General features: G+C 53.8%; 24 protein-coding genes. All 24 read left to right on the top strand.

Annotated elements, in window-relative coordinates; all coding sequences use genetic code 11:
- Window positions 1-2,746 (top strand): type I secretion C-terminal target domain-containing protein (locus tag WFM49_RS13480; protein ID WP_336973715.1); only part of this gene is annotated, 2,746 nt, incomplete at its 5' end.
- Window positions 2,747-3,169: 423 nt separating this feature from the next.
- Window positions 3,170-3,802 (top strand): transglutaminase-like cysteine peptidase, encoded by a 633-nt coding sequence (locus WFM49_RS13475; RefSeq protein WP_336973713.1) that lies wholly within the window; start codon window positions 3,170-3,172, stop codon window positions 3,800-3,802.
- A gap of 102 nt (window positions 3,803-3,904) precedes the next feature.
- A complete protein-coding gene (locus WFM49_RS13470; RefSeq protein ID WP_336973711.1) occupies window positions 3,905-5,845 on the top strand; it encodes a bifunctional diguanylate cyclase/phosphodiesterase in 1,941 nt (646 codons plus the stop codon).
- A gap of 278 nt (window positions 5,846-6,123) precedes the next feature.
- Window positions 6,124-6,492: a 50S ribosomal protein L14 gene (rplN, locus tag WFM49_RS13465; protein ID WP_003805375.1), complete on the top strand. Its 369-nt coding sequence runs from the start codon at window positions 6,124-6,126 to the stop codon at window positions 6,490-6,492.
- A 13-nt stretch (window positions 6,493-6,505) separates the two neighbouring features.
- Window positions 6,506-6,826, top strand: a complete 321-nt coding sequence (gene rplX / locus WFM49_RS13460; RefSeq protein WP_003805373.1) for a 50S ribosomal protein L24 — start codon at window positions 6,506-6,508, stop codon at window positions 6,824-6,826.
- A gap of 12 nt (window positions 6,827-6,838) precedes the next feature.
- Window positions 6,839-7,378 (top strand): 50S ribosomal protein L5, encoded by a 540-nt coding sequence (gene rplE / locus WFM49_RS13455; protein WP_009459981.1) that lies wholly within the window; start codon window positions 6,839-6,841, stop codon window positions 7,376-7,378.
- Between the two features lie 10 nt (window positions 7,379-7,388).
- Window positions 7,389-7,694 carry a 30S ribosomal protein S14 gene (gene rpsN / locus WFM49_RS13450; protein WP_003805371.1) on the top strand — a complete coding sequence of 102 codons (306 nt, stop codon included), beginning with the start codon at window positions 7,389-7,391 and terminating at the stop codon, window positions 7,692-7,694.
- Window positions 7,695-7,705: 11 nt separating this feature from the next.
- The gene (gene rpsH / locus WFM49_RS13445; RefSeq protein WP_009459979.1) at window positions 7,706-8,101 is read left to right on the top strand and encodes a 30S ribosomal protein S8; all 396 of its coding nucleotides are present in this window, start codon (window positions 7,706-7,708) and stop codon (window positions 8,099-8,101) included.
- Window positions 8,102-8,113: 12 nt separating this feature from the next.
- The gene (rplF, locus tag WFM49_RS13440; protein ID WP_009459978.1) at window positions 8,114-8,647 is read left to right on the top strand and encodes a 50S ribosomal protein L6; all 534 of its coding nucleotides are present in this window, start codon (window positions 8,114-8,116) and stop codon (window positions 8,645-8,647) included.
- Window positions 8,648-8,668: 21 nt separating this feature from the next.
- Window positions 8,669-9,022, top strand: a complete 354-nt coding sequence (gene rplR / locus WFM49_RS13435; protein WP_009459977.1) for a 50S ribosomal protein L18 — start codon at window positions 8,669-8,671, stop codon at window positions 9,020-9,022.
- Window positions 9,023-9,034: 12 nt separating this feature from the next.
- On the top strand, window positions 9,035-9,556 hold the full coding sequence (gene rpsE / locus WFM49_RS13430) for a 30S ribosomal protein S5 (RefSeq protein WP_003805367.1): 522 nt from the start codon (window positions 9,035-9,037) through the stop codon (window positions 9,554-9,556).
- Window positions 9,557-9,559: 3 nt separating this feature from the next.
- Window positions 9,560-9,745: a 50S ribosomal protein L30 gene (gene rpmD, locus WFM49_RS13425; RefSeq protein WP_003805366.1), complete on the top strand. Its 186-nt coding sequence runs from the start codon at window positions 9,560-9,562 to the stop codon at window positions 9,743-9,745.
- 11 nt (window positions 9,746-9,756) lie between these two features.
- Window positions 9,757-10,197: a 50S ribosomal protein L15 gene (rplO, locus tag WFM49_RS13420; protein ID WP_022983333.1), complete on the top strand. Its 441-nt coding sequence runs from the start codon at window positions 9,757-9,759 to the stop codon at window positions 10,195-10,197.
- Between the two features lie 12 nt (window positions 10,198-10,209).
- Window positions 10,210-11,535: a preprotein translocase subunit SecY gene (gene secY / locus WFM49_RS13415; RefSeq protein WP_003805363.1), complete on the top strand. Its 1,326-nt coding sequence runs from the start codon at window positions 10,210-10,212 to the stop codon at window positions 11,533-11,535.
- Window positions 11,536-11,544: 9 nt separating this feature from the next.
- On the top strand, window positions 11,545-11,763 hold the full coding sequence (infA, locus tag WFM49_RS13410) for a translation initiation factor IF-1 (protein ID WP_003805361.1): 219 nt from the start codon (window positions 11,545-11,547) through the stop codon (window positions 11,761-11,763).
- 32 nt (window positions 11,764-11,795) lie between these two features.
- A complete protein-coding gene (rpmJ, locus tag WFM49_RS13405; RefSeq protein ID WP_003805360.1) occupies window positions 11,796-11,909 on the top strand; it encodes a 50S ribosomal protein L36 in 114 nt (37 codons plus the stop codon).
- 36 nt (window positions 11,910-11,945) lie between these two features.
- Complete coding sequence (rpsM, locus tag WFM49_RS13400; protein ID WP_003805346.1) at window positions 11,946-12,311, top strand: 30S ribosomal protein S13; 366 nt, start codon at window positions 11,946-11,948, stop codon at window positions 12,309-12,311.
- Window positions 12,312-12,325: 14 nt separating this feature from the next.
- Window positions 12,326-12,724 carry a 30S ribosomal protein S11 gene (rpsK, locus tag WFM49_RS13395; protein WP_003805343.1) on the top strand — a complete coding sequence of 133 codons (399 nt, stop codon included), beginning with the start codon at window positions 12,326-12,328 and terminating at the stop codon, window positions 12,722-12,724.
- Window positions 12,725-12,735: 11 nt separating this feature from the next.
- Window positions 12,736-13,359 carry a 30S ribosomal protein S4 gene (gene rpsD, locus WFM49_RS13390; protein ID WP_009459976.1) on the top strand — a complete coding sequence of 208 codons (624 nt, stop codon included), beginning with the start codon at window positions 12,736-12,738 and terminating at the stop codon, window positions 13,357-13,359.
- Between the two features lie 153 nt (window positions 13,360-13,512).
- On the top strand, window positions 13,513-14,496 hold the full coding sequence (locus WFM49_RS13385) for a DNA-directed RNA polymerase subunit alpha (RefSeq protein ID WP_003805337.1): 984 nt from the start codon (window positions 13,513-13,515) through the stop codon (window positions 14,494-14,496).
- A gap of 202 nt (window positions 14,497-14,698) precedes the next feature.
- Window positions 14,699-15,085, top strand: a complete 387-nt coding sequence (gene rplQ, locus WFM49_RS13380) for a 50S ribosomal protein L17 (RefSeq protein WP_003805334.1) — start codon at window positions 14,699-14,701, stop codon at window positions 15,083-15,085.
- Window positions 15,086-15,579: 494 nt separating this feature from the next.
- The gene (locus WFM49_RS13375; RefSeq protein ID WP_336973705.1) at window positions 15,580-16,665 is read left to right on the top strand and encodes an LLM class flavin-dependent oxidoreductase; all 1,086 of its coding nucleotides are present in this window, start codon (window positions 15,580-15,582) and stop codon (window positions 16,663-16,665) included.
- A 123-nt stretch (window positions 16,666-16,788) separates the two neighbouring features.
- Window positions 16,789-17,334, top strand: coding sequence for a flavin reductase family protein (locus WFM49_RS13370; protein WP_009459970.1), 546 nt, complete (start codon window positions 16,789-16,791; stop codon window positions 17,332-17,334).
- A gap of 123 nt (window positions 17,335-17,457) precedes the next feature.
- The gene (locus WFM49_RS13365; protein ID WP_009459968.1) at window positions 17,458-18,432 is read left to right on the top strand and encodes an AraC family transcriptional regulator; all 975 of its coding nucleotides are present in this window, start codon (window positions 17,458-17,460) and stop codon (window positions 18,430-18,432) included.
- Window positions 18,433-18,443: the final 11 nt, after the last annotated feature.

Here is an 18,443-nt window from a genome sequence, read left to right as displayed (position 1 = left end):
CACGTTGGTGGCCGAGGGTCTGATCGTCGATACAAGCTTTGTGTACGCCGTGATTAGTGTTGATCAAAACAGCGTATCTGAGGGTGGAGAACTGCGTTATACCGTGCAGTTAGTTGATGGTGCGGGCAATGCGGTCACAGTGCCAGCAGGTCAAAGTATCGATGTGACGCTTGATTGGAGTGGCGCTGCCGCCAATGCGGGCGATACGGGCACCTTGCCGAATAGTGTGACTATTCAGGGTGGGACGTCCGAAACAGAATTTACTGTTAATACGGTAGATGACGTTTACAAAGAGCCTAATGAGGGCTTGCAGGTAGAGATTACGGGCGTTGTGGATGCTAATGATGCGTTCGATTATCTGTCTGTGGGTACTCAGGATTCTGCAAGTACCGTCATTGTGGATGATTTCGACCCAACGTCGGTCAGCATTAAGGCAACGGTCACGAAGACCTCGACAATTGATGTGGGTAATGTCGGGAACACTGACAGCTTTATCGTGACAGCCACCGATAAAAATGGTCAGACTACTAATGTCTCTACAGTGACAGGTACGGACCATGATGGCTTTGGTGTGTCTGGACAGGCGGGGAATGGCGACGACAAAGAGCTGGGCTATGGTGAAACACTCACGGTTGAATTCAACAATGAGGTCAAGTCCTTTGATGTTCAGTTTGCCTGGAGAGCCAATTCTGAAAAAGCGAAGGTTGAGTTCTTTGATGCAGCGGGCAATTCAGTCGGTTGGGCCATCATTTCTGGCGGTGGTTCCAACACCCAGGCCTTGGTTACGTACTACGACGCGAACGGTGATGTGACCAAGACTGAACGGGTAGCAGGCGGCTCAGACAAAGTCGATCTGGCTTATACCTTTGAGCCTGGTAGTGGTCAGAACTTTACGAAAGCAGAGTTCACAGCTCCCGGATCTACCGATGACTATCTGGTGCATTCCATTTCCTACAAAGAGGTGATCAACGATGATGCAACCAGTATTCCAGGTATGGAATCCGACGTTGTGTTTGACATTGAAACCTCAAACCCGCCTGATCCAAGCAAGTATGACTTTGAAACTACCTTCCCAACGGCCACGGTGGAGATTGGTGGTAAGGAGTATGTAGTTACCTTGGATAGGAACGGAAAGGGATCTGTGTCGGTGACAACGGATGGCTCCGAAGACCTGGTCGCCAAGGTAGTGGCGGTAGACGGTAACTTTGAAGAAGTACAGGTTCCTGTCACCTTGACGCTGTATCATGGTGACGTTGTTGAAGGCGGTAACGATGGTGGCACACTAAATGGTAGCCAGGGCGATGACATTATTCTTGCTGATGCGGGCGGCACATTGGCCATTGTGACACCGGGTAAGAATTACAACATTGCACTGGTTGTAGACACCTCGGGCAGCATGCGTAATAGCTCGGGTACGCCTGGCTTGACTCGTATGCAACTGGCTATTAATGCCTTGAAGGGTTTAGCTGACAGCCTGAAAGACCATGATGGTGTCGTCAATGTTGTATTGGTGGATTTCAATACTAATGCCACTGCCCCGATCAAACTGGATAACTTGTCTGCCGCGAATGTGCAGCAATTGATTAGTGAGCTTAACAAGCTGGTAGCGAATGGCGGCACGAATTACGAGGCGGCGTTTAACCAGGCTGTGTCTTGGTTTAACGGACAAGCAGCTAAGCAATCCGGTCAGGACTTTGAAAACCTGACATATTTCCTGACGGACGGTGATCCCACTTATTATCTGGATAGCAAGGGTAAGGTAGCTGGAACGGGTAGCTCTACCGATGCTGACGTTATGAAAGAGTCCATTGACGCATTCAAGGCGCTGAGCGATATGAGCAAGGTGCACGGAATAGGCATAGGTAGTGGTGTTAACGAGGACTATTTGCAGTTCTTTGATAACACTCAGGTTACTGGCGATACGTCAATCAATATGGGTACAAGTAGGAGACCTGTGTGGGTGACTGGCGAAGCTGGCCAGCCGGAGATCGTGCATACTGCCGAAGATCTGGCCGCTGCATTGCAGGGCGGAACTACTAGCGGTGAGCTACTGGATGTAGGTAATGATCACGTGCTGGGTGGAGCTGGTAACGACATCATCTTTGGTGATGCAATCAATACCGACGGTAATGTGCTGCCATGGTATGAAATTCCAGGTGGTCGTCCTGCTGACTTGTTCGATGGCGCTGGGTTGAAAGCCTTGAAGGTATTCCTTGAGCTGAAGAATGGGGTTGCTCCAAGTAATGCAGATTTGTATGCCTACATTAAGGAGAATCACGAAGCCTTCAACGTTGAAGGTGATACCCGTGGCGGCAATGACATTCTTGATGGTGGTGCCGGTAACGACATCTTGTACGGTCAAGGTGGCAATGACACATTGATTGGTGGTGCCGGCGATGACATCATGTTCGGCGGTGAGGGTGACGACACCTTTGTGTGGAACAAGGGTGATGAAGGCACCACAAGCAAGCCTGCCGTGGATCACGTGAAGGATTTCGGTGTGGGTAATGACACACTGGATATCGCTGATTTGCTCTCAGGTCATGAGATCAACGACGGTAACCTGAGCCAGTACCTGACGGTAAGCCGTTCGGATAGTGGCAAGATGGAAATCGGTATCAGCTCTCAAGGTAACGGCCAGATCGATCAGACGATCATTCTGGACAACATCGACTTTGACGCAGAGAAGGCAGCTCAGATCGCCAACTCGCTGAAAGACGGTACTTTGAAGTCTTCTGATTTCTAAGTGGTTCACTGGATAGGCACTACCTGCGGGTAGTGCCCGAGCCCCACAAGCCTTTTTGGGTTTGTGGGGTTTTTTTATTTCTGCAGCTTGTCGTCAGCGCCAATAGTGGGTGCTTGGCATTTGTGACTATGATCGTGAGGTGTCACAGGAAAGAGGACGCATGTAGCAGGAAGGCTGGCCAGGCTGAGCTTGTAGGCGGTGGATCTGCGGTTTGCAGACCTGCAGTTTCTTTTTGCAGGGGTAGTTCGAGACCGTTTAACAGCCAGCTCTATGTATAGAGGGTTCAGACGTTTTGTCGATTGCCAAGCGTTCACTAAATAGGCAAGCTATAACGCCGTTATAAGGGTTTGCTTATTTGGGATTGACGTGCTCTTGCCTCTTGCCTGGCTACGCCTTTTTCTTCGATCTAGGATTGCGCTGTTTGTGCTGGTCGCACTGCTGGTTTTGGTGTGGCTGCCTTTGTCGGCGCCTGCCTTGCAGTTCGAAGTCAGCAAGATTCGCCAAACCGCCGTCTCCCGCTTTGGTGCCCGTGCCGGGGCGGCTGTAGATCGGTGGATGGCCAATCTGGAGTCCGCCCGTGGTGTAAGCGAGCGTCGCCAGCTGGATGCCGTGAATGATTTCTGGAATATGAATGTGATGGCTGGCGAGGACATTCATATCTGGGGCCAGTTGGACTACTGGGCCACGCCTATAGAGACCTTGGGCAAAGCGGCGGGGGACTGTGAGGACTTTGTCATCGGCAAGTATTTTTCCTTGTTGCACCTGGGTGTACCCAATGAAAAACTGCGATTGATTTATGTGCGGGCTCAAGTAGGTGGCCAAAGTATTGCGCACATGGTTCTGGGCTACTATCCCACGCCCCAAGCTGAGCCTTTGCTGCTGGATAATTTAAGTGGCTCGATTCGCCCCGCCAGCCAGCGTCCTGATTTAACCCCTGTGTTCAGCTTCAATTCGCAAGGGGTGTATGTGGGTAATGCCCAGAAAGGTTCGGTAGACAGCATCAGCCGTTGGCGTGGTTTGCTGGAAAAAATGCGTAAGGAAGGTTTTGTTCCTTGATGATGTGCCGGCCCTTGGGCTTGAGCACCAATTGGAAACAGACCCTCAGGACACCCTTGTCGGGTGGGCTAGACCAGAATTTATGGAATATACGGAAGCGCTATGTCTTTACTTAAACAGCTCCTGCTAAGTGTCTCGTGCGCGATTCTTGCTATCTTGATTGGCACGCTGTGGTTCAGCGTCGATTCGGCAAGGCAGTATTTGAGCAGTCAATTGCAGGCTCAGGGTGAGTCGGCCGCGACTTCGCTGGCCTTGACCTTATCCCAGCCCAGCAACCAGGACCCGGTGACACAGGAGCTGTTGATTGCCGCCTTGTACGATACCGGGCAGTTTGAGCGTATCCGCTTTATTGACACCTCCGATACGGTCTTGGTGGAGCGCAGTGCTCAGCAAGAAACGCAGATCAGCGGATCTTCGCCTGCGTGGTTCGCCAACTCGTTGCCGATTGATGTACCCGTGGCCTCGGCCCACGTCAGTAATGGCTGGAATCAGATTGGCACGATCGAAGTACAACCTGCTGACGAGTACGCCCGCGCCAGTTTGTGGAAAAGTTTTGTGCGCGTCACCTTGTTGGTGCTGGGCGCCGGGATTGCCTGGGGCGTGTTTGTATTGATGGTCATGGCCTGGTTGCGCCGGGCTTTGCGTGAACATGTGCAGTTCGAGCTGCAACAGATGGATCAAAGCGAGTCTGTGCCCAGCCGCAAGAAAGTGCGCACGATCCCCGAGCTGGAAGCCGTCACACATACTTTAAGCACGGTGCAAAAACGTATCCGTGTCAGCAGCCAGGAGCAAAATGCCCGAATCGAGCAGTTGCAGTTGGAGTTGAACTGCGATCCGGTCACGGGCCTGGCCAATCGCAAGTACTTTGTGAATATGTTCCGTCAGGTGCTGCAACAGGAAGAGGGCGGCCATGTGCTGTTGTTCCGTCAGCGGGACTTGCTGCCATTGAATACCTCCTTGTCTCGTGACGCGGTGGATGCCTGGCTGAAACTGGTGACTCAGCGTTGTACTGAGCTATTGCAGAAAAATGGCATGGACGCAGGCAATCTGGCGCGCTTGAATGGCTCTGATTTTATCGTGCTGCTCAAGGGCCAGACGGGTCCTCAAGTGATGGGCTTTGCCCAGGAACTGCGTACTGCCTTGCAGGAATTGCGCCAGCCTCTACCCGATGGCAGTTTGTGCCGCTGGTCCATGGCGATGACGAACTATGAAGGTCAGGACTCGCTCAGCGCCGTGATGACCCGTTTGGACAATGCCTTGATGCGCGCCGAAGGGGCAGGGCATCAGGAAGTGGAATACCGTCCGTCTGAAGGGCTTCACTCCGAGGCGAGCTCTTCCATTGGTGAGCAGGAATGGCATTCACGTATTGAGCGTGGTCTGGAGCAAGGCCGGATTGAATTGAGTGTGAAGCCGGGCGTTGAAGTCTGGGGGCAAGCGGGCCAGATTCACGATGCAACCCTGAATTTGTTGCCCGAGCAACCGGGACAGGCCAGTTTGCCTGCCTATTTGTTCATTCCGGTGGCGGTGCGTCTGGGTCTGTCGTGGCAGTGTGACTTGCGTACGATGGAGCTGGCAAGCGACTGGTTAGCCGATAAGGAGGGCAGTTTGAGTGTCCGTGTCTCCTGGGCATCGGTGATCAAGCCTGGATTTGCAGATCAGGTGGCAGAGGTTCTGACCAAGGCTGGTGACAAGGCCCGGCGTCTGATTATCGAACTGGATGCTTATTGCCTGAGTGAGCACGATGTGGAAACGGTCGCTTTCGTGGATAAATTGCGGCCCTTGGGTGTGCAATTTGGTCTGCGTCGTGTTCTGGAGCAGCCCGAATCGATTCTGTGGTTGCACATGATGGCACTCAAATATATTGTCCTGGACGATGAGCGCGCCCAGACGCTGCAGGCCGAGGTGGGTGGCCGACATTTGCTGACAGCGTTCCTGCAGAGCCTGCAGGAATTGGGGATAGGTTTGCGCCGGGTAACCCGAGGCAGCAATAGTGCCCAGCTGGACGAGTTGTTGCGCGAAAACGCCGTCGTGCCAAGGCCTTAGCAAATAAATCCTTGTTTTTCTGGGGCTTATTTGCTAGTATATGTGGCTTACCTCTTTATTTTGACCGGAGAGGCTTAGTCGCCTATCCGGATTGAAGTTGGTAATACAACGTTTTGTCTCTCGCAAGATTTCAACCTAGGGTTCGGCTTGCCGGACCAGATCGAGATCGGGTTTACGGTATCGAACTGGCTGGATCCGAATCTGACGGGACCAAAACTGGTTGTGTGACCCAGTCATTTTGACTGGATCGTTGCAATTAAGTTGGAACAGGAAAAATCATGATTCAAATGCAGACCACGCTGGACGTGGCCGACAACACAGGTGCGCGTTCCGTAATGTGCATCAAGGTGCTGGGCGGCTCGAAGCGCCGTTATGCCGCAATTGGTGACATCATCAAAGTTACCGTTAAAGAAGCGGCCCCGCGCGGACGCGTCAAAAAAGGCGAAATCTACAACGCTGTAGTGGTTCGTACCGCTAAGGGCGTGCGCCGTAAAGACGGTTCGCTGATTCGTTTCGGTGGCAATGCCGCCGTATTGCTCAATGCCAAGCTGGAACCCATCGGCACCCGTATCTTCGGACCCGTTACGCGTGAACTGCGTACCGAGAAGTTCATGAAGATCGTGTCCTTGGCTCCCGAAGTGCTGTAAGGAGCGCGAAAAAATGCAAAAAATTCGTAAAGGCGACGAAGTTATTGTGCTGACCGGCCGTGATAAAAAACGCCGTGGCACAGTACTGCAACGCGTCGATGCAGACCACGTCATCGTGGAAGGCATCAACGTAGTCAAAAAACACGTTAAAGCCAATCCTATGGCTGGCACGCAGGGTGGTATCGTCGACAAGACCATGCCTATCCACATCTCGAACGTTGCACTGTTCAACCCAGAAACCGGCAAGGGCGACCGCGTTGGTATCCAGGTGATCGACGGTCAGAAGACGCGTGTTTATCGTTCCAGCGGCAAAGCCGTTGGCGCCAAGGCTTAAGGGGCGGATAACATGGCACGTTTACAAGAGTTCTACCGCGAAAAAGTGGTTGCCGATCTGCAAAAGCAGTTCGAGTACAAGAGCATTATGGAAGTACCCCGCATCACCAAGATCACTCTGAACATGGGTGTCTCGGAAGCGGTTGCTGACAAGAAGATTATCGAGAACGCGGTATCGGACATGACCAAAATTGCTGGTCAGAAGCCCGTTATCACGAAAACCCGCAAAGCTATTGCCGGTTTTAAGATTCGCGAAGATTACCCGATCGGTTGTATGGTGACCCTGCGCGGTCAACGCATGTACGAATTCCTGGATCGTCTGGTCGCTGTGGCTCTGCCACGCGTTCGTGACTTCCGTGGTGTGTCGGGTCGTGCGTTTGACGGCCGTGGCAACTACAACATGGGGGTTAAAGAGCAAATCATTTTCCCCGAAATCGAGTACGACAAAATCGACGCAGTGCGTGGTCTGAACATCAGCATCACTACTTCTGCCAAGACGGACGAAGAGGCCAAGGCGCTGCTTAGCGCGTTCAGCTTCCCGTTCCGCAACTAAGGGGCGCAACGTGGCTAAACTTTCCCTCATCAATCGCGACATCAAGCGCGCCAAGCTGGCTGAGAAATTCGCCGCCAAGCGTGCAGCACTGAAAGCGATCATTGACGACCAGTCCAAGTCTGACGAAGAGCGCTACGAAGCTCGTTTGCAGTTGCAACAATTGCCACGCAACGCGAACCCGACCCGTCAACGTAACCGCTGCGTTATCACCGGTCGCCCTCGTGGTGTTTTCAAGAAATTCGGTTTGACTCGCCATAAAGTGCGCGAAATGGCAATGCGCGGCGAGATCCCCGGTATGACCAAGGCCAGCTGGTAGGAGAAATACACATGAGCATGAGCGATCCAATCGCCGATATGTTGACCCGCGTGCGTAACGCGCAAATGGTCAACAAGACATCGGTCAGCATGCCCTCCTCGAAGCTGAAAGCAGCTATTGCTGCTGTGCTGAAAGACGAAGGCTACATCGAAGATTTCCGTATCGTTGGCGAAAAAGCCAAGCCAGAACTGGAAGTCACCCTGAAATACTATGCCGGCCAGCCAGTCATCGAGCGCATCGACCGCGTTTCGCGTCCTGGACTGCGCATCTACAAAGGCAGCACACACATCCCTCAAGTCATGAACGGCTTGGGTGTTGCTATCGTGTCCACGTCTCGCGGCGTGATGACCGATCGCAAAGCACGTGCAGCTGGCGTCGGTGGCGAAGTGCTGTGCTACGTGGCATAAGGAGAACATCATATGTCACGTATCGCTAAGTATCCCGTTTCCCTGCCTAAAGGCGTAGAAACGACCATTGCCGCTGATCAGATCACGGTCAAAGGCCCTCTGGGCACTTTGGTTCAAACTCTGACTGGCGACGTCACTATTGAACTTCAAGACGGTCAGCTGTCTTTTGTGCCTGCGAACGAAACTCGTCACGCAAACGCAATGTCCGGCACCGTGCGCCAACTGGTCAACAACATGGTTGTTGGCGTGAGCGCCGGTTTCGAACGCAAGCTGAGTCTGGTTGGCGTGGGTTTCCGTGCCTCCGTCCAGGGTAATGCCTTGAAGTTGCAACTGGGTTTCTCGCACGACATCGTGCACGACCTGCCTGAAGGCATCAAAGCCGAGTGCCCAACTCCGACGGAAGTCGTGATCAAGGGCTCGAACAAGCAGGTGGTTGGTCAGGTTGCCGCAGAAATTCGTGGCTATCGTCCACCAGAGCCTTACAAAGGCAAAGGTGTACGTTACGTCGGCGAACGCGTCATCCTCAAGGAAACCAAGAAGAAATAAGCCCGCAGGCAAGGACGAATCATGGACAAGAAACAATCCCGTATGCGTCGTGCAGTGGCTACTCGCCGCAAGATCGCCGAGCTGCGCGTACACCGCCTGTCGGTGCATCGCACGAATACGCATATTTACGCGAGCATCATCTCGCCCGAAGGCGACCGCGTTCTGGTCAGTGCTTCCACTGTCGAGACCGAAGTTCGCAAAGAATTGGCCGTTGGCAGCAACGTAGCGGCAGCCAGCCTGGTTGGCAAGCGCGTCGCCGAAAAGGCGAAGGCTGCGGGCATCGAGACGGTTGCTTTTGACCGCTCGGGCTTCCGTTACCATGGCCGCGTGAAAGCGCTGGCCGAGGCCGCGCGTGAAGCCGGCTTGAAATTCTAAAGGAATTATCAAATGGCTAAAGCACAAGGCAGACAGGCTCCAGAGCAAGAGCGCGATGACGGCCTGAAAGAAAAGATGATTGCGGTCAACCGCGTCAGCAAAGTCGTTAAAGGTGGTCGCACCATGAGCTTTGCTTCGCTGGCCGTGGTCGGTGATGGCGATGGTCGCATCGGCATGGGTAAGGGCAAGGCCCGCGAAGTACCCGTTGCTGTTCAGAAGGCAATGGAACAGGCCCGTCGTGGTCTGATCAAAGTGCCTCTGAAGAACGGCACCTTGCATCACACCGTAGTTGGTAAGCACGGTGCAGCCACCGTTCTGATCTCTCCCGCAGCTGAAGGTACTGGCGTTATCGCCGGTGGCCCAATGCGCGCTATCTTCGAAGTGATGGGCGTGCGCAACGTCGTAGCCAAGAGCCTGGGTTCCAGCAACCCATACAACATGGTTCGCGCTACATTGAACGGTTTGCGTGCTTGCTCGACACCTGCTGACATTGCTGCCAAGCGCGGCAAGACAGTTGAAGAAATTCTGGGGTAAGTCATGGCACAGAAACAAATCAAAGTTACGTTGGTGCGTTCGGTCATCGGCACAAAGCAAAGCCATCGCGACACCGTTCGCGGCCTGGGTCTGCGCCGAGTCAACACCAGCCGTGTATTGGTTGATACTCCTGAGGTTCGTGGGATGATCCGCAAGGTGGATTATCTGGTTACGGTCTCGGAAGCCTGAAAGGAATCGGGATGTCTGAATTGCAATTGAACAATCTCAAGCCCGCCGCTGGCGCCAAACACGCAGCACGTCGTGTTGGTCGCGGTGTCGGTTCCGGCTTGGGCAAAACCGGCGGACGTGGTCATAAAGGCCAGAAATCCCGCTCGGGTGGTTTTCATAAAGTCGGTTTCGAAGGCGGTCAAATGCCTTTGCAACGTCGTTTGCCCAAGCGTGGTTTCACCACCCTGGACGACCACCTGTACGCAGAAGTACGTCTGTCCGAACTGCAAAAAATGGATGCCGAAGTTATCGACGTCCAGGCACTGAAGCAGGCTGGCGTGGTTGGCCAAATGGTGCGTTACGCTAAAGTCATCAAGTCCGGTGAACTTTCCCGTAAAGTTGCGCTGAAAGGCATTAATGCAACGGCCGGCGCTCGCGCCGCGATCGAAGCAGCCGGCGGCTCGCTGGAATAAAAAGGGGTCACGGTGGCAAAAGCTCAGGCACAGAGTAAGTCGGGTCCGCGCTACGGCGATTTGAAACGTCGTCTCGTTTTCCTGTTGCTCGCCCTGATTGTCTACCGCTTGGGTACGCACATTCCGGTACCAGGCATCAATCCTGATGCCTTGTCCGAACTGTTTACTCAAAACCAGAGTGGTATTCTGGGTTTGTTTAATATGTTCTCCGGTGGTGCTTTAGAGCGATTCTCAGTGTTCGCACTGGGAATCATGCCCTACATCTCTGCGTCCATCATCATGCAATTGATGACCGCTGTGGTGCCCACGCTGGAAGCAATCAAGAAAGAGGGTGAGTCGGGTCGTCGCAAGATCACGCAATACACCCGTTACGGAACGGTCTTTTTGGCTTTGTTCCAGGGAGTTGGGATTTCCATCGCTCTAGAATCGCAGCCCGGTCTGGTTATCGACCCAGGGATGCTGTTTCGCTTCACGACAGTGGTAACACTGGTCACTGGCACCATGTTCGTCATGTGGCTGGGTGAACAAATCACTGAACGTGGATTGGGTAATGGTATTTCCATCCTGATCTTCGCCGGTATCGTAGCGGGTCTGCCTAATGCTTTGGGCGGTATGCTTGATCTGGTGCGTACGGATTCCATGTCGATTCTATCGGCACTGTTTATCCTCGTTTTAGTAGCCGCCGTCACGTACTTCGTCGTCTTTGTCGAGCGTGGTCAGCGTCGTATCACGGTCAACTACGCCAAACGGCAAGTAGGTAACCGTATCTATGGTGGTCAAAGCTCGCATTTGCCGCTGAAACTGAACATGGCTGGCGTGATCCCTCCGATCTTCGCTTCGTCCATCATTCTGTTGCCAGCGACAATTGCTAATTGGTTCTCCAGCACACCCGGTCTGGGTTGGTTGCGTGAAATCGAGGCTGCTTTGTCGCCGCGTCAGCCGCTTTACATTACTTTGTTCTCCGCGCTGATCATTTTGTTCTGCTTTTTCTACACGGCCCTGGTGTTCAACAGCCGCGAAACTGCAGACAACCTGAAAAAGAGTGGAGCCTTCGTACCAGGGATTCGTCCCGGTGATCAGACAGCGCGTTATATCGACAAGATCTTGATGCGTCTGACTTTGGCCGGTGCGATCTACATTACCTTGGTGTGTTTGGTACCAGAGTTCTTGCAAATGCGCTGGAATGTACCGTTCTATTTTGGCGGCACATCCTTGCTGATTATTGTTGTAGTAACCATGGACTTCATGGCGCAGGCCCAGGCCTATGTCATGTCACAACAATACGACTCGCTGCTCAAGAAGGCTAACTTCAAAGGCTCGAGCTTGCCGATGCGGTAATTCACGAAAATGGCAAAGGACGACGTCATTCAAATGCAGGGACAGGTTCTTGAGAACCTTCCCAACGCAACTTTTCGCGTCAAGCTGGAAAATGGTCACGTAGTGCTCGGATACATTTCAGGCAAAATGCGTATGCACTATATCCGGATTCTGCCGGGCGATAAGGTCACTGTGGAGCTCACGCCCTATGATCTATCCCGAGCACGAATTGTGTTCCGCTCCAAATAAGCGGCCGGTTACAGGAAACTAGGAGTCAAACCATGAAGGTAATGGCATCAGTAAAGCGGATCTGCCGCAACTGCAAAATCATTAAACGTCATGGCGTGGTGCGTGTCATCTGCACCGATCCACGTCATAAGCAGCGTCAAGGCTAAGTTGCCGAAACGCAACCGATTTAACAAGGAATAACCATGGCCCGTATTGCCGGCATTAACATCCCGCCGCATCAACACGCCGAAATCGGTCTTACCGCGATTTTCGGCATCGGTCGCACCCGCGCTCGCAAGATTTGCGAAGCATCGGGTATTGAATACTCCAAGAAGGTCAAAGATCTGACCGACGCGGAACTCGAGCGCATTCGCGAACAGATCGGCCTGTTCACCGTAGAAGGTGACCTGCGTCGTGAAGTTCAGCTCTCGATCAAGCGTTTGGCTGACTTGGGAACTTACCGTGGCATGCGTCATCGTCGCGGTCTGCCAGTGCGCGGCCAACGTACACGCACTAACGCTCGCACCCGTAAAGGTCCGCGTCGCGCCGCCGCGTCCCTGAAGAAATAATCGAGGAATAGAAGATGGCCAAAGCTTCTAGCAGCGCTTCACGCGCACGCAAGAAAGTCAAAAAAAGCGTGTCGGACGGGATTGCTCACGTCCACGCTTCTTTTAACAACACGATCATCACCATTACTGACCGTCAGGGCAACGCATTGTCCTGGGCTACGTCGGGTGGCGCGGGCTTTAAAGGCTCTCGTAAATCCACGCCGTTTGCCGCGCAGGTTGCCGCTGAAACAGCCGGCCGTACTGCCATGGAATACGGTATTAAAAATCTTGAAGTTCGCATCAAGGGCCCCGGTCCAGGCCGTGAATCGTCTGTGCGTGCTCTGAATGCTCTGGGTATCAAGATCACCAGCATTGCAGACATCACACCGGTTCCGCATAACGGCTGCCGTCCGCCCAAGCGTCGTCGCATCTAAGGGGAAGCGAAGTGGCTCGTTATATTGGACCAAAATGCAAGCTCTCGCGTCGCGAGGGTACCGATCTGTTTTTGAAGAGCGCCCGTCGCTCGCTGGATTCCAAGTGCAAACTGGAATCGCGTCCTGGTCAGCACGGCCGCACCTCCGGTGCTCGTACGTCTGACTTCGGTCTGCAGCTGCGCGAAAAGCAAAAGCTCAAGCGTATGTACGGCGTGCTGGAAAAGCAGTTCCGCAAGTACTACGTTGAAGCTGACCGCCGTCGTGGCAACACCGGTGAAACGCTGATTCAATTGCTGGAATCGCGTCTGGACAACGTGGTTTACCGCATGGGCTTTGGCTCTACACGTGCAGAAGCACGTCAGCTGGTGAACCACCGTGCAATCGAAGTCAATGGTCACACCGCTGACATCGCTTCCATGCTGATCAAGGCTGGTGACGTTGTTTCCGTGCGCGAAAAAGCTAAATCCCAAGGCCGTATCAAGGAATCCCTGGATCTGGCTACGGGCATTGGCTTGCCTCAGTGGGTAGAAGTTGACACCGCCAAGCTGTCCGGCGTGTTCAAGCAAGCTCCTGATCGCGCTGATGTCGCTCAAGACATCAACGAATCGCTGGTTGTTGAGTTGTACTCGCGTTAATTTTGTACGCGAAGACCTCTTACGCAATGCAGTAATCGCAGGCCCACTTCCCGATTTTCGGCAAGTGGGCTTTGCGATACTATCCCGCTGGCTTTGCCAGTTTCCGTCAGCCTTATCGGTGTAACGAGCCGAGGGTATTGAAAAGGAAATCGAATGTCTCAAGGTTTTTTGAAACCCCGTTCCATCGAAGTTGAACCGATCAGCAAAAATCACGCCAAGGTGATCATGGAGCCTTTCGAGCGCGGCTACGGCCACACTCTGGGCAACGCACTGCGTCGTATCTTGCTGTCCTCCATGACCGGCTATGCACCCACTGAAGTGCAGATTACCGGTGTGGTGCACGAGTATTCCACGCTGCCAGGCGTGGGCGAGGACGTGGTTGATATCTTGATGAACCTGAAGGGCGTGGTCTTCAAGCTGCACAGCCGTGAAGAAGTTACCCTGATCCTGCGCAAGGAAGGCGCCGGCCAAGTTCTGGCCAGCGACATCGAATTGCCGCACGACGTTGAAATCATCAACCCCAATCATGTGATTGCCACCCTGACCGACGACGGCAAGCTGGAAATGCAAATCAAGGTTGAGCAAGGCCGTGGCTACGTTCCTGGTAACGTGCGCGCCCTGGCTGATGATCGCACCCACACGATCGGTCGTATCGTGCTGGACGCCTCCTACAGCCCAGTGCGTCGTGTTAGCTACGCGGTCGAAAACGCCCGTGTGGAACAGCGTACTGACCTGGACAAGCTGGTTCTGGACATTGAAACCAACGGCGTGATCTCGCCCGAGGAAGCCGTGCGCCAGTCCGCTCGCATCCTGATGGATCAAATCTCTGTGTTTGCTGCTCTGGAAGGTGTGGGCGATGCCTACGAAGCTCCAGTGCGTGGCGCTCCACAGATCGATCCTGTGTTGCTGCGTCCTGTCGACGATCTGGAACTGACGGTTCGTTCCGCAAACTGCCTGAAAGCCGAAAATATCTACTACATCGGCGATCTGATCCAGCGTACCGAAAACGAACTGTTGAAGACTCCAAACCTGGGTCGCAAGTCCTTGAACGAAATCAAGGAAGTGTTGGCTGCACGTGGCCTGACTTTGGGCATGAAGCTCGAAAACTGGCCACCACTGGGTCTTGAGCGTCCATAAGTAGTAAGCAAGACAGACGTACTTAGACGCCGCTTACACTTTTTCTGGTGTTGTACACCTGCAAAAAGTGTAGGTGGCGGCTGAAAATGTGCTATAGTTTTGCGCTGTCCATCTGGTCCGCAGCTTAGCTGATAGAAGAACCGGATTTACGCATGTCGCATAAGCGGCGTGCCAATTAGATTCATTATTTAGGAAAATCATCATGCGTCACCGTCACGGTCTACGTAAACTGAATCGTACCAGCAGCCACCGTTTGGCCATGTTCCGCAACATGTCCGTGTCCCTGCTGACTCACGAAGCCATCAAAACCACCCTGCCTAAAGCTAAAGAGCTGCGCCGCGTGGTTGAGCCTCTGATCACTTTGGCTAAAAACCCAACCTTGGCAAACCGTCGTCTGGCTTTCGCCCGTCTGCGCGACCGCGATGCAGTGACCAAGCTGTTTGAAGTTTTCGGCCCACGTTACCAAGAGCGTAACGGCGGCTACACCCGCATCCTGAAAATGGGTTTCCGTCAGGGTGACAACGCTCCTATGGCATTCATGGAGCTGGTGGATCGTCCAGAAGTTCAGGAAGAAGCCGCTGCTGAATAAGCGCCGCTTGTTTCTACAGTAGTATTGAAAACGGACTCTCAGGAGTCCGTTTTTTTATTGGCGGCGCGGGGTTTTGTTCATCACGGGCTGGGCGTTTTTGGGAAGGCCTTAACCTTGTTGCTGCTGTTGCTGCTGGCCTTGTTTCCCACCTTCGTTTTGCTTTTGCCCCAGGCTTAGTGCCAAGCTTACCCCTCTTATAAGTTCAAGCGTGGGCTTGAGCCAGAGCGTGGACTCCGTTTCAGTACAGTGTGAAGGTGTAAAGCAGGGTTCATTGACCGAAAAATAGTTTTGAAAACGCGACAAGTCGCTGTTATATAAGGGTTTTTGCTAGGTTGGGTGGCCTGTAGAGCTTTAAAGTTCAAATAATTGCAGGCAATTGATAAAACCGGCAGTGATCCGATAGTGGGCCGTAAAGCCAATCCCTAAAATCTGCGCTATGTCAGCTTCGCCATGGTGGTGAGCTGTAAAGAACAACGATTTTCAGGAGACTGGCGATGGCACAGAATACATTGCTCACACACGATAAGTTTCTGCTGGGAACCTTTGCTACCAACTGCGGTGGTGGCATGACGGTATCGACCTTGCCCGATCGCTGGCAGGCTACGTGGGAAAACAATCTGAAGTTGGGCAAGCTGCTGGACGATGCTGGCATCGACTTCATGCTGCCTATCGCCCGTTGGATTGGTTACGGTGGCGAAACCGATTTCCACGGCTATGTACTGGAAACTGTCACCTGGGCGACGGCCTTGCTGGCCAATACTCGCAATATCAGCGTGTTTGCCACTTTGCACACCGTTGCGAACCACCCCGTTGTGATCGCCAAGCAGATCGCCACTATGGCGCAGATGAGCGGCAACCGTGTCGGTCTGAATATTGTGGCTGGCTGGAACAAGCCCGAGTACGACGCTTTGGGTGTGAAGTTGCCTGATGATCACGAAACCCGCTATGGCTATGCACAAGAGTGGTTCGATCTGATCAAGAAGATCTGGCACCACGACGGTCGCTTCGATTGGGATGGCAAGTACTTTCAGGCCAAAGGCGTCTACGGCAATCCTCGTCCTGAGTTTGATCCACCTATCTTTAACGCCGCTGGTTCCGGTCAGGGCCGCGAGTTCGCCAGCCGCAACGCGAACTTCCTGTTCACGCCTGCCATGGAGTTGGAGCGCTCCAGGAAAGAAGTGGCTGAACTCAAGGCACAAGGCCAAGCGCAAGGCCGCAAGGTTGATGTGATGACCTTCTCGCACGTGGTTTGCCGTCCGACGCAAGCCGAGGCCAAGGCCGAGTGGGAACGCATCATGGCCAATATCGACAATGGTGCCGTGGATAACCTGATGAATTTGCAGTTTGCCCACGCCCATTCCTTCCCGCACGAGCTGCTGGAGCAGATTCGCGAGCGTATGGCCGCGGGCCATGGTGGCTTCCCGCTGGTGGGTACGCCCGAGCAAGTGGCTGACGGTTTGTGTGCGTTGCACGAAACCGGTTTCCGGGGAACAACCTTGTCCTTTGTGGACTATGTAAAGGAATTCCCTTATTTCCGTGATACTGTGCTGCCTTTGTTGCAGCAGCGTGGCATTCGCTAAGAGCGATTTTCTGGCTATCGGGCAGGCTTGGGTTTGCTCTGGGGGATAGCCAGTTCACGTACGCCACGCAGGCAGCACCGTCCTGATGACTGTGCTGCCCATAAGATTAAAAAAGGGTGAATCATGCCTGTGGAATTGGCTTCCTTGCCGACAGACCAAGCGCTGCACGCGCCTGGAGTTTCTGCCGAGCAGTTCAAACTTGCTATGCGCCATCTGGGTGGCACGGCCAATGTGATTACGGTCGAACACCAGGGCCAGCGTAGCGGCCTGACGGCAACGTCGGTCACCTCGGTAGCCGCAGATCCGGCAGAGGTACTGGTCTGTGTGAATCAAAGCTCCTCGTCCTGGCCTTTAATGCGTGACAGTGGCCTGTTCGGTGTGAATATTCTGGGTGTCGAGCAGGCAGGCATGGCTTTGCAGTTTGCCGGTTTCAAAGGCGAGCAAGGCGATGCGCGTTATGCCGGACATGATTGGCTGCGTACCGAGCACGGTATCTGGTTGGCACGACAAGCTCCTGCCGCTTTGGCCTGCCAGATCGTGGAAGTAATTGAACGTCATAGCCATGCTTTGGTATTGGGCCGTGTCTTGCAGGTGCACCATGCCGAGCAGGCACAGGATTCGCCTTTGCTGTATTGGCAGGGACGTTTTGGCCGTTTTCAGGGCCAGTAAATCGTCGGGATCGCTGTCTCTGTCTTGGCACCTTAGCCGGGCCTAGGGATAGTCTCGATGTTGCAGTGCAAGAGGCTGTGCCACACTAAGGCACAGCTTTTTTTATCGCTTGTTGCGACGCTCATGACCACCATACTGAATCGCTATGCCCAGCTGCATTCGCAGGATGTGGACTGCGTTCAGCACTATATCTCCCAGGTTTTCTGCCCGCATAGTCTGACCCTGGCGGATACTCGTCAGCGTCTGAATGCACGCTTGTATCTACGCCAAGGCCAGGATGTGGCCTATGGTCGTTTGCGCTATGGCGCGCAGGTGCAGATTCAGCCCCAGCCACTGGACGACTTCTATCTCTTGCAAATTCCTCTGTCGGGACAAGAGCAGATTCATACGGCGCACGGACGTTTCGCGTCTACCTCTCGCCTGGCTTCCATCATCAGCCCGACTCAAGACTTCAGCATGGAACATAGTCTGGAGGCCGATAAGCTGTTTGTGCGTATTGGACGCCAAGGGCTGGAGCGCCACTATCAGGAGTATTTTGCGCAGCCTGTACGCGGCCCCTTGGAGTTTCAGCCTTCCATTCCTTTGGATGCGCCTGGCGGGGCCAGTTTGCGCCGCTTGCTGGATTGGCAGTTTGCCGAAGTGTCGGACGGCACTTTGTTTGATCAGCCCCGTCAGGTACGCCAATTCGAGCAGACCCTGATTTATGCCTTGTTCGAGCTGCACCAGCACAATCAGCCCGCCCATAAGACCGCGGCAGCCTTGCCGCATGTTTTGCGACGTGCCCTGGATTTCATGGAAAGTCAGACCGGCCAGCCCATCACGATTGGCGATATAGCCCAAGCGGCAGGTGTTAGTGTGCGCAGTCTGTATGCGGGGTTCCGGGAACATTTGGGTGTCGCACCGATGGCGCGTCTAAAGCAGATGCGTTTGGAAGCGGCCCGCCGATATTTGCAGGAAGGTGGCATGTCAGTCACCGAAGTGGCCCTGGCCTGTGGCTTTGCCCACTTGGGACAGTTCTCTGCTGACTATCGACATCGCTATGGCGAGCGCCCCTCTGAAACATTAAGCGGCCTGACTCGACCTCGGTCCAGCATCTAAGCGCCGGCATC

The sequence above is a fragment of the Alcaligenes sp. PF14 genome (assembly GCF_037150615.1).
Classification (GTDB): Bacteria; Pseudomonadota; Gammaproteobacteria; order Burkholderiales; family Burkholderiaceae_B; genus Alcaligenes; species Alcaligenes phenolicus.
The sequence above is the reverse complement of the archived record's forward strand: the minus strand, read 5'-3'. Positions and strand labels throughout refer to the sequence as shown.

What these genes read in the sequence shown, in the direction of transcription:
- WFM49_RS13470 (WP_336973711.1), top strand. Translation starts at nt 3,905, where the DNA reads ATGTCTTTACTTAAACAGCTCCTGCTAAGTGTCTCGTGCGCGATTCTT.
- rplN (WP_003805375.1), top strand. Translation starts at nt 6,124, where the DNA reads ATGATTCAAATGCAGACCACGCTGGACGTGGCCGACAACACAGGTGCG.
- rplX (WP_003805373.1), top strand. Translation starts at nt 6,506, where the DNA reads ATGCAAAAAATTCGTAAAGGCGACGAAGTTATTGTGCTGACCGGCCGT.
- rplE (WP_009459981.1), top strand. Translation starts at nt 6,839, where the DNA reads ATGGCACGTTTACAAGAGTTCTACCGCGAAAAAGTGGTTGCCGATCTG.
- rpsH (WP_009459979.1), top strand. Translation starts at nt 7,706, where the DNA reads ATGAGCATGAGCGATCCAATCGCCGATATGTTGACCCGCGTGCGTAAC.
- rplF (WP_009459978.1), top strand. Translation starts at nt 8,114, where the DNA reads ATGTCACGTATCGCTAAGTATCCCGTTTCCCTGCCTAAAGGCGTAGAA.
- rplR (WP_009459977.1), top strand. Translation starts at nt 8,669, where the DNA reads ATGGACAAGAAACAATCCCGTATGCGTCGTGCAGTGGCTACTCGCCGC.
- rpsE (WP_003805367.1), top strand. Translation starts at nt 9,035, where the DNA reads ATGGCTAAAGCACAAGGCAGACAGGCTCCAGAGCAAGAGCGCGATGAC.
- rpmD (WP_003805366.1), top strand. Translation starts at nt 9,560, where the DNA reads ATGGCACAGAAACAAATCAAAGTTACGTTGGTGCGTTCGGTCATCGGC.
- rplO (WP_022983333.1), top strand. Translation starts at nt 9,757, where the DNA reads ATGTCTGAATTGCAATTGAACAATCTCAAGCCCGCCGCTGGCGCCAAA.
- infA (WP_003805361.1), top strand. Translation starts at nt 11,545, where the DNA reads ATGGCAAAGGACGACGTCATTCAAATGCAGGGACAGGTTCTTGAGAAC.
- rpmJ (WP_003805360.1), top strand. Translation starts at nt 11,796, where the DNA reads ATGAAGGTAATGGCATCAGTAAAGCGGATCTGCCGCAACTGCAAAATC.
- rpsM (WP_003805346.1), top strand. Translation starts at nt 11,946, where the DNA reads ATGGCCCGTATTGCCGGCATTAACATCCCGCCGCATCAACACGCCGAA.
- rpsK (WP_003805343.1), top strand. Translation starts at nt 12,326, where the DNA reads ATGGCCAAAGCTTCTAGCAGCGCTTCACGCGCACGCAAGAAAGTCAAA.
- WFM49_RS13385 (WP_003805337.1), top strand. Translation starts at nt 13,513, where the DNA reads ATGTCTCAAGGTTTTTTGAAACCCCGTTCCATCGAAGTTGAACCGATC.
- rplQ (WP_003805334.1), top strand. Translation starts at nt 14,699, where the DNA reads ATGCGTCACCGTCACGGTCTACGTAAACTGAATCGTACCAGCAGCCAC.
- WFM49_RS13375 (WP_336973705.1), top strand. Translation starts at nt 15,580, where the DNA reads ATGGCACAGAATACATTGCTCACACACGATAAGTTTCTGCTGGGAACC.
- WFM49_RS13370 (WP_009459970.1), top strand. Translation starts at nt 16,789, where the DNA reads ATGCCTGTGGAATTGGCTTCCTTGCCGACAGACCAAGCGCTGCACGCG.
- WFM49_RS13365 (WP_009459968.1), top strand. Translation starts at nt 17,458, where the DNA reads ATGACCACCATACTGAATCGCTATGCCCAGCTGCATTCGCAGGATGTG.